The sequence below is a fragment of the Flavobacterium bizetiae genome, assembly GCF_902804475.1.
Lineage (GTDB): Bacteria > Bacteroidota > Bacteroidia > Flavobacteriales > Flavobacteriaceae > Flavobacterium > Flavobacterium bizetiae.
The window spans coordinates 1-8,797 of the sequence record NZ_CADCSU010000164.1; the positions used below are offsets into that span (position 1 = coordinate 1).

Consider the following 8,797-nt stretch of genomic DNA (forward strand, 5'->3'; position numbering starts at 1 on the left):
AAATGATGGTGGGAAATTATCTTTTATGATTTTTCTGGTTTTAAAATTTAAAATCCGTGTATAAAAAAAGTCCTAATTTTCATTAGGACTTTTTTTAGCAAGATTACTAAAGTTTGAAAATTAAATGTGATTTTATTACACTGTTTTTCAAATTAGTAGTTGTAATTCAAATCAAAATTATTGTACATTTATACAAGGTTCTATTTTGGTTTCATAAGTAAATTATTCTATCTACGGTATAAATATGGAAGTATCAGCCAATTCTAACAAATTTTTCAGATTTTTTAAAGAAAGAAAAGGAATTTCATTTTTAAAGGAAAACGATAAAATTATCAGACAATTTATATTCACAATCTTCTTTATCGGAATAGGAATCTGGTTTATCAAACACGAAAAATCAGAGCTGAAAGAGGTAAAAAATGTGCTCGCTGATGCCAGTAGTTTATGGATTATTTGTGGTATTGCCCTGGCCGCTCTTTATATTATTCTTCAGGCTTTGATGTATTATGTTTCTTTTAAAGCAGTTCAAAGCGAAATTTCGTTTAAACAGGCAGTCATTTTATTTCTTAAACGGAACTTTGTGAGCGTTTTTTTACCGGCAGGCGGAATTTCTTCTTTAGCATTTTTTACAAAATCTATCGAGAAAAGAGGCGTTAAACCCACGCAAATTCATTTTGCATCCCTGATTTATGGCTTTGTTGGCATTCTCTCTGTAATTATTGTAGCAATACCCGCTTTAATTTATTCACTTTTTCAGGGAACCGCAGGATCCGGTGTATGGTATGCTTTTGCAGCCGTTGTAGGATTAAGCATTCTCGTTTTTATTATTTATAATTCGATTGTAAAAAAAGGAAGTATTTATCGCTTTACAATAAAGTTTTTTCCATCAGCAGAAATATTCATCGATGATTTTAGAAGCAACAAAATCATAAAAGAGAAGTTTCTGCAAGTTGTTTTTTACTCTATAATTATCGAGTTTGTGGGAATAGCGCATTTATATGTCGCGATGATTGCACTGGGATTTGCACCTTCATTTGCTGCTGCAGCGATGGGTTACATTATATCGGTTATATTTCTGATTGTTTCTCCTTTTCTTCGCGGACTTGGAGCCATAGAAATTTCAATGAGTTTTATATTAATTCAATATGGTTTTGAGAATGTTAATGCCATAGCGATCACTTTTTTGTATCGTTTTTTTGAATTTTGGGTTCCGTTGCTTGCCGGAGCATCACTCTTTTTATTTAGCGCAAATAAATTACTGATGCGTATTGTACCGTCTTTTTTACTTTTTGTTTTAGGACTAATCAACATCATTTCAGTTCTAACACCTGCTATTTCAGAACGTTTGCATGCTTTAGAAAATATTATTCCTATTTCGGCCATTAAAGCATCCAATTATTTTGTTATAACTGCTGGTTTATTTATGCTGGTAAATGCTGCTTTTATGCTCAAAGGATTACGCGCAGCATGGTGGTTTGCCGTTGTTTTGACTGGGATTTCTATTGTTGGGCATCTTACCAAAGCAATCGATTATGAAGAAGCTTCAGTCGCCATGATAGTATTAATCAGTTTGATTGTTACCCGAAAAGAATATTATATTAAAAGTAATGCGCACTTGCGAAGTATAGGATTTAAGACAGTTTTAATTAGTATTTCAGCTGTTTTGATATACAGTATTCTGGGATTCTATTTTCTGGACAAAAAACATTTTAATATTGATTTTAACTGGTTTGAATCCATTAAATATGGACTTCAGAATTATTTTTTAATGGGAAGTTCAGATTTAGTGCCTTTAGATCATTTTGCAAAACGCTTTTTACTTTCAATAAATATCTGCGGATTTCTTTCTTTAGGATTTTTAATTTTTGCGCTGATCAGGCCTTATACAATCAAAAAACAAACAATCGAAGATGATTTTGTCGTGGCCGATGAAATCGTTAAGAAGTACGGAAATTCTTCTTTGGATTATTTTAAAACCTATAATGATAAAGTTATTTTTATTACAGAAAATAAAAAAGCTTTTCTTGCTTATCGTGTAGCCGATAATTTTGCTGTGGTTCTGGAAAATCCCGTTGCAGAATCAGATGCTGAGATGAAACAATGCATTATAGAATTTGATGTTTATTGTTACGAAAACGGATTAAAAAGTATTTACTATCGTGTTCCGCAAGAAAGTCTCTCGCTGTTTTATTCACTGCATAAAAAAAGTTTATTTATTGGGCAGGAAGGAGTTGTTGATTTAACCACATTTAGTTTAGAAGGTGGGGCTAAAAAATCACTTCGTAACGCAATAAGTAAAATAAAAGAAAAAGGGTTTACAAGTACCATTCACACAGCGCCTATTAAGGATGGATTACTCCAGAAAATAAAAGCAGTAAGCGATGAATGGCTCGCTGGTACAGGAAGAAATGAAATAATTTTTTCGCAAGGAAGATTTGATTGGGAAGAGCTCAAACGACAAACGATCATTACGGTTGAAAATGCTGAAGAAAAGATTGTGGCATTTTTAAATGTAATTCCAGATTATGCCAGGGAAGAAGGAACTTATGATTTGATTCGGAAAACAAATGATGCTCCAAATGGAATCATAGATTTTATTCTTTTAGAACTTTTTACACACTTAAAATCTCAAGGCTGTACAAAAGTAAATTTAGGATTGGCTGCAATGAGCGGAATGGAAGAAGCGGAAACATTTCCTGAAAAATCGATGAAATTTGCTTATGAACGAATTAAATTTTTCGCCCATTACAAAGGATTGCGTGATTTTAAAGAAAAATTTTCTCCAACATGGTACAATAAATATTTGGTGTATTCTCATGATTACGATTTAATACAAGCGCCATTAGTTTTAAATAAAGTAGTAAAACCTTGATGGAAACTAATGCAAATCATGAAAACTAAGATGTTAAATTGGATTAAAATTGCGGCTTTATTCTGCATTGTGGCTTGTATTGCAGATTTTATAATATTGTTTGTCTTAGGGAATTATTATCCGGGATACAGTCAGTTAAAAAATACGATGAGTTCTTTGGCAGCTTCTGTAAGTCCGGTATCGAATGTGCTTTCGTTGTGGTGGGTAGTTCTCGGATTTGTTTTTATTTTCTTTGGATTTCATTTCAAAAAAGCATTTGATCATCCAAATAAAAATGTAAAAATAGCTTCATGGTTAATTATCTTATACGGATTAGGAGAAGGCATAGGTTCAGGTTTGTTTAAAGCAGATATTACAGCGGGAAAAATGACAAATTCATTTCTAATACATGATTTTGTCGGCGGTGTTGGTATTGTTGCAGCATTGCTTTTGCCTTTGTTCATGCGTAAAATAGTATCACTGAAAAATAATTCGCTTTTTAATTCATTTTCATGGATTGTATTTACAGTCGGTTGTATTACAATAATGCTTTTTACGATTCGGTTTTCTTCAGAAGAAAATAGCCTGATCAGACTTTATCGAGGATTATGGCAAAGGCTTTTTCTTTTAAATTTTTATGTGTATTTAATTACGATTTCGGTTATCATTTATAACAATCAACGTAGAGTTTCATTTCATAATGCTAAAAAATAATTAAGATGAATAAAGTAGTATTTCTAATGCTGTCCGTTTTTATTTTTAATTGCAATGCTTTCGCTTCTTCTATAGATACTCTAAAAGTGGGAGCATTTGGAAAAGTGACAATTTATAAGCCAAAAGGAACACCAAATGCTGTTGTGTTATTTGTTTCCGGAGACGGAGGCTGGAACAGTGGCGTTGTCGATATGGCAAAAAATATTGTCGATCAGGGTGCATTGGTGGCTGGTATCGATATTCAGCATTATTTTAATGCCATTAAAAAAGAAAAATCAAAATGTTATTATCCGGCTGGTGATTTTGAAGAATTGAGTCTCCTTTTACAGAAAAAGGTAAAAATGAATCAATATCTAAAACCTATTTTAGTGGGATATTCTTCAGGTGCAACTCTTGTATACGGAATGCTTGCTCAGGCTCCGGCAAATACTTTTAGCGGCGCGATTGCTCTTGGTTTCTGCCCTGATATAGAAACAGACAAAACTTTGTGCGACGGATCAGGATTAACCTCTCATGTTTTAAAAGAAGGAAAAGCATATTATCTCGAGAAAACAGAAAAATTAACGGCTCCTTTTATTGTTCTTCAAGGGACTACAGATCAGGTGTGTAATTATGCTGATACCAAAAAATATATGGAAGGGCTAAAACAAGGAAAATTAATATCATTATCTAAAGTAGGACATGGATTTTCGGTTACAAAAAATTGGCTGCCACAGTTTATAGAAGCTTATAAAGAAATTTTAAGTACGCCCAATTATGCGAAACAAAAATCAGAACAAAATCCTTTGTTAAAAGAGCAGACTCTTACACCTTTGCCTTTTGAAATGCCTCTAACTTTAATCCCGACAAGAAGTAAAGACGAGTCGTTGACAATTGCTTTTTTGATTTCAGGTGATGGAGGCTGGACAAGTTTTGATCAGTCTGTAGGTGAAGCTTTGGCAGAGAAAGGATTGAATATAGTAGGACTTGATGCTCAGAAATATTTTTGGAATTCTAAAACTCCAGCAGAAACGGCAACTGCTGTGTCAAAAGCTGTTGAACATTATTTGCAGCAATGGAATAAAAAGACCTTTATACTTGTTGGTTATTCATTTGGAGCTTCTGTTGTTCCATTTGTAGCTGCTGATTTATCGAAATCCTTAAAAGAAAAATTAAAAGGAGTGTATGCTTTATCTCCGGATACCAAAGCTGATTTTGAAATTCATATTGCAGACATGCTTAGTCTCGAAAGTTCGAAAGATAATTATGATGTCATTTCAGAATTAAAGAAAATTAAAATGTATAATCCAGTTTGTTTTTTTGGTAGTGAAGAAGATGCTGTTTTGCGTAATCGTTTTTCAGAAGCAGGCATTAAAACAGTTGAATTACCTGGATCGCATCATTACAATAATGATTATAATAAAATTGCAGAAAGTATTCTGATAGCAATTAAATAGAAAAACGCCCTAATGAAAATTAGGGCGTTTTTTTAGAAGTCATACAAATCTCTTCTCATTTTCAAAAAGCTCATATACTGGGAATTGTGTAATATCCGAATGAAATTACATACTTTTTAGAACCATCTCATTTGTACCTTTAGTAATGAATGAAAACTAATTTACAATCAAAAAAAAATAAGTTATGGCAGAAATTAAAATTGAGAAAAAAAAGCCAGTATGGCCATGGATTGTAGTTGTTCTATTAATCTCAGCAATTGTATATTATATCTTTTTGAGAGATAATGAAACGCAAACTGATAATAGTACGCAAATTGAAAATACTACCAGCACTGACAACACAACAAATTAATTAAGCAATCGATAGGAAACAAAATAGCTTTTGAACTCCTGATGAAATTTGTTACAGAAGTAAAGGCAGACTTAAATTTAAAATTTTCCTAAAGCCATGCTGAGGGAAAAGAATTTATAATACTAAAAAAAACATATGGAAAATAAAGATAGAAATTTATACAGATTAGATGAACTTTCTGATTATAAAGTTGCTTCAAACTATTCTGACGTACGAGGATGGAAAATAGTAGATGCTGAAAACCGCACTATAGGTACAATTGATAATCTTTGGGTCAATAAAGATATGAAGCGTGTTGTTTATCTGGATGTTAAAGCAGATAAAGTATTAATTGAAGACAGTCGTAATGAAATCCATGACGTTATAGCAAAAGAGAACGGAAAGGAGTTTATTTATAAAGACGGAGACAGCCATGTTATAATTCCTATTGGAGCAGTTAATATTAATAAAGATACCAAAACTGTTATGGCCAACAGTATAGGATATGAGACATTTAGAAATACAAGCAGATACAACAGGCAGGACAATTTTGACAGGGAGTATGAAAGAAGAGTAATGAATTCTTATTATCCTGAAAAAGATCCTGACTCAGTATATTATAGCGATGATGACTCTTTTTACAATCGAAGAGAATTTGATAACAAATAACATCTCTCTTCAAATATTGGCGAATACGAATAAGAATTAAAAAGATCAGACGTTTAATAATGTTTGATCTTTTTTTTTGGTATAATTTGTTTTTTTATTTTAATCATTATCAGTTCTTTATAGTTAATTTTTGTAAATTGACAATGGTTTTATTTTTATTAAAACATTTTTCGTTACTCATAAAAAAAACGGTTATAAATAATATTTTATATGGAAAATTTAAAAGCATCAATAGATGCGATAAACACTTTGTTTACAGATGAAAGCCTTATTCCTGATCAATATAAGATTTCAGAAATTCACCAGCGTGAATACCTTTTAAACGGTCAGTTAGTACCCTGGAACGGCGAAACAACACAAGTTTTTTCTCCTGTTTTTGTAGGTTCGGGGGAAGGAATCTCGCGTAAACTCGTTGGAACAATTCCTCATACAACTGTCAAAGAAGCGATGGAATCTCTTGATGCGGCGGTTGCAGCATATGATAACGGACAAGGTGTCTGGCCTACAATGAGCGTAGAGGACCGTATTGCGTGTATGCAGAAATTTGTTTATCTGATGATCCAACAGCGTGAAATTGTGATTAAACTTTTGATGTGGGAGATTGGAAAAAGTCTTGGAGATTCCACAAAAGAATTTGACAGAACTGTCGAATACATAAATGCTACAATTGATGCCTTAAAAGATCTGGACAGACAATCGTCAAGGTTTGAAGAATCAGAAGGGATACTGGCCCAAATCAGAAGATCGTCTCTGGGAGTAGTGCTGAGTATGGGACCTTTTAATTATCCTCTTAACGAAATTTTTACCACACTTATTCCGGCGCTAATTATGGGGAATACTATTTTGTTTAAATTGCCTAAACACGGTGTATTGGCACACTATCCTTTATTAAATGCCTTTAAGGAGGCTTTTCCTCCCGGAACTGTAAATACTTTATACGGTCGTGGCGCAGAAATAATCTCTCCTTTGATGGAAAGCGGCAAGGTCAATGTATTGGCTTTTATTGGTTCGAGCAAAGTAGCCAATAGTCTTAAGAAATTACATCCTATGGCCAACAGGCTGAGATCTATTTTAAGTCTTGATGCCAAGAATGCTGCTATTGTTACCAAGAATGCCGATTTGGATGTGGCAGTGAATGAATGTTTGTTAGGTGCGTTATCCTTTAATGGACAGCGCTGTACTGCATTAAAACTAATTTTTGTTCAAAAAGAAGTTGCTCAGGAATTTGTTGCCAAATTAAGTAATGCCGTAGCAGCTTTAAAACCTGGGCTTCCATGGGAAAAGGATGTAAAAATAACGCCTCTTCCAGAAGTGGATAAACCCGCATACCTTAAAGAATGTCTTGACGATGCTTTAGCCAATGGCGCTAAAATTATCAATGAAAATGGAGGTTACACAAATCATTCATTTGTTTTTCCTGCCGTTGTATATCCGGTAAATGATAAAATGAAATTATATCACGAAGAACAATTTGGGCCTATTATTCCTGTAGTTCCTTTTAATTCCACTGATGAGCCTATTGCTTATCAGATTAATGCCTCACACGGAATGCAGGTGAGTATTTTTAGTGAAGATCCGCAGGAAGTTGCCAGTCTTATTGATCCTTTTGTAAATCTGGTAAGTCGTGTGAATATTAATTGCCAGTCTCAGCGAGGTCCTGATGTTTTTCCATTCACCGGAAGAAAAGACAGCGCAGAAGGAACTTTGTCTATATCAGATGCATTGCGTTCTTTTTCTATTCGTTCGCTTGTGGCAACCAAAGCTACGACTGCTAATAAGACTTTATTTAATTCGATTGTAAGAGATCATGATTCCAATTTTCTTAGTACAGATTATATTTTTTAAAACTTTGAAAATATATAAAAAGGACAGCTATTTGCTGTCCTTTTTTATTAAGATCTGGTATAGAAAAAGTGCTTCATCGATTTTATCATTTGAAATATTTGAATTAGGAATTTCTAAATTTAGTAGATTTGTATGGCACAGCTCATCTGAATTTTTAAAATGTTTTTTAACCATAATTAGTGAATGATTTATAACCAAGAAAATTTTCCTGAAATAACTTCAAAACGTAATTTAACTGCTACTATTTGTGCGTACACAATGTTCGGACTTTTGTTGATCGCAATGCTTGCTTTATTAATAGCGCTTCCTCTGAGTATTCAGCTGGAATATAATAGTCCCATATCTACTAATGAAATGATTTTCAACTTAATATATTTCCCCATTTTGCTTTGGGGGCTTTGGGCACTTTATAAAAATTACAAGCAGCATAATTCTAAGAAAATCATCCTCATTTCTGTAGATCGGAATGGTATACATCATCATCAGTACAATGGTGTTATTCAGAGTATTTTATACAAACAGCTCGAAAGCAGCAAAGAAGCTTATGTAAGTGATATCGATAGAAAAATTGGAACAAAATATTCTCCGGGATATATTTTCGGTTTTCAGGAAGGCAAACAGATTCCTATTCATTTTTCTAAACCTGAAAATGGAATGACTTATATCCCGAAAAATAAATATCAACTCATTGGACATTTTCTGCAGGGAGCTACTTTATTTTGTCCTCATTTAAAAATTTCTCAGGCTGTTTATGCGGATTATTTTATAAATCCCGACACTTTTGAATTCAATAAAAAAGCGCAAATAATTACCTATATATTAGTGTTTATTTTAGTTGTAATCATGCTGCTTGTAATCGATTTATTTCTACAATATACCAAAGGCTTTTCTGTATTATTTTAAATATAGATCAATAACTTATTATAGTAATTGGATTGTTAATATTAATGT

7 protein-coding genes are annotated in these 8,797 nt (G+C 32.9%); all 7 read left to right on the forward strand.

Annotation, left to right across the window (positions count from 1 at the left end; translation table 11 throughout):
• Positions 1-244: 244 nt before the first annotated feature.
• The 7 genes from mprF to FLACOL7796_RS21380 all read left to right on the forward strand — a co-directional run bounded on the left by mprF (position 245) and on the right by FLACOL7796_RS21380 (position 8,749).
• Complete coding sequence (mprF, locus tag FLACOL7796_RS21350) at positions 245-2,872, forward strand: bifunctional lysylphosphatidylglycerol flippase/synthetase MprF (protein ID WP_173972816.1); 2,628 nt, start codon at positions 245-247, stop codon at positions 2,870-2,872.
• Between the two features lie 18 nt (positions 2,873-2,890).
• Entirely contained in the window at positions 2,891-3,565 is a 675-nt protein-coding gene (locus FLACOL7796_RS21355; RefSeq protein ID WP_173972817.1) for a DUF998 domain-containing protein, read from the forward strand.
• A gap of 5 nt (positions 3,566-3,570) precedes the next feature.
• Complete coding sequence (locus FLACOL7796_RS21360; RefSeq protein WP_173972818.1) at positions 3,571-5,001, forward strand: AcvB/VirJ family lysyl-phosphatidylglycerol hydrolase; 1,431 nt, start codon at positions 3,571-3,573, stop codon at positions 4,999-5,001.
• 184 nt (positions 5,002-5,185) lie between these two features.
• Positions 5,186-5,353, forward strand: a complete 168-nt coding sequence (locus tag FLACOL7796_RS21365) for a hypothetical protein (protein ID WP_173972819.1) — start codon at positions 5,186-5,188, stop codon at positions 5,351-5,353.
• Positions 5,354-5,488: 135 nt separating this feature from the next.
• Positions 5,489-6,001 (forward strand): PRC-barrel domain-containing protein, encoded by a 513-nt coding sequence (locus FLACOL7796_RS21370; protein ID WP_173972820.1) that lies wholly within the window; start codon positions 5,489-5,491, stop codon positions 5,999-6,001.
• Between the two features lie 210 nt (positions 6,002-6,211).
• Entirely contained in the window at positions 6,212-7,846 is a 1,635-nt protein-coding gene (locus tag FLACOL7796_RS21375) for an NADP-dependent glyceraldehyde-3-phosphate dehydrogenase (RefSeq protein WP_173972821.1), read from the forward strand.
• Positions 7,847-8,029: 183 nt separating this feature from the next.
• Positions 8,030-8,749: a hypothetical protein gene (locus tag FLACOL7796_RS21380; protein WP_173972822.1), complete on the forward strand. Its 720-nt coding sequence runs from the start codon at positions 8,030-8,032 to the stop codon at positions 8,747-8,749.
• Positions 8,750-8,797: the final 48 nt, after the last annotated feature.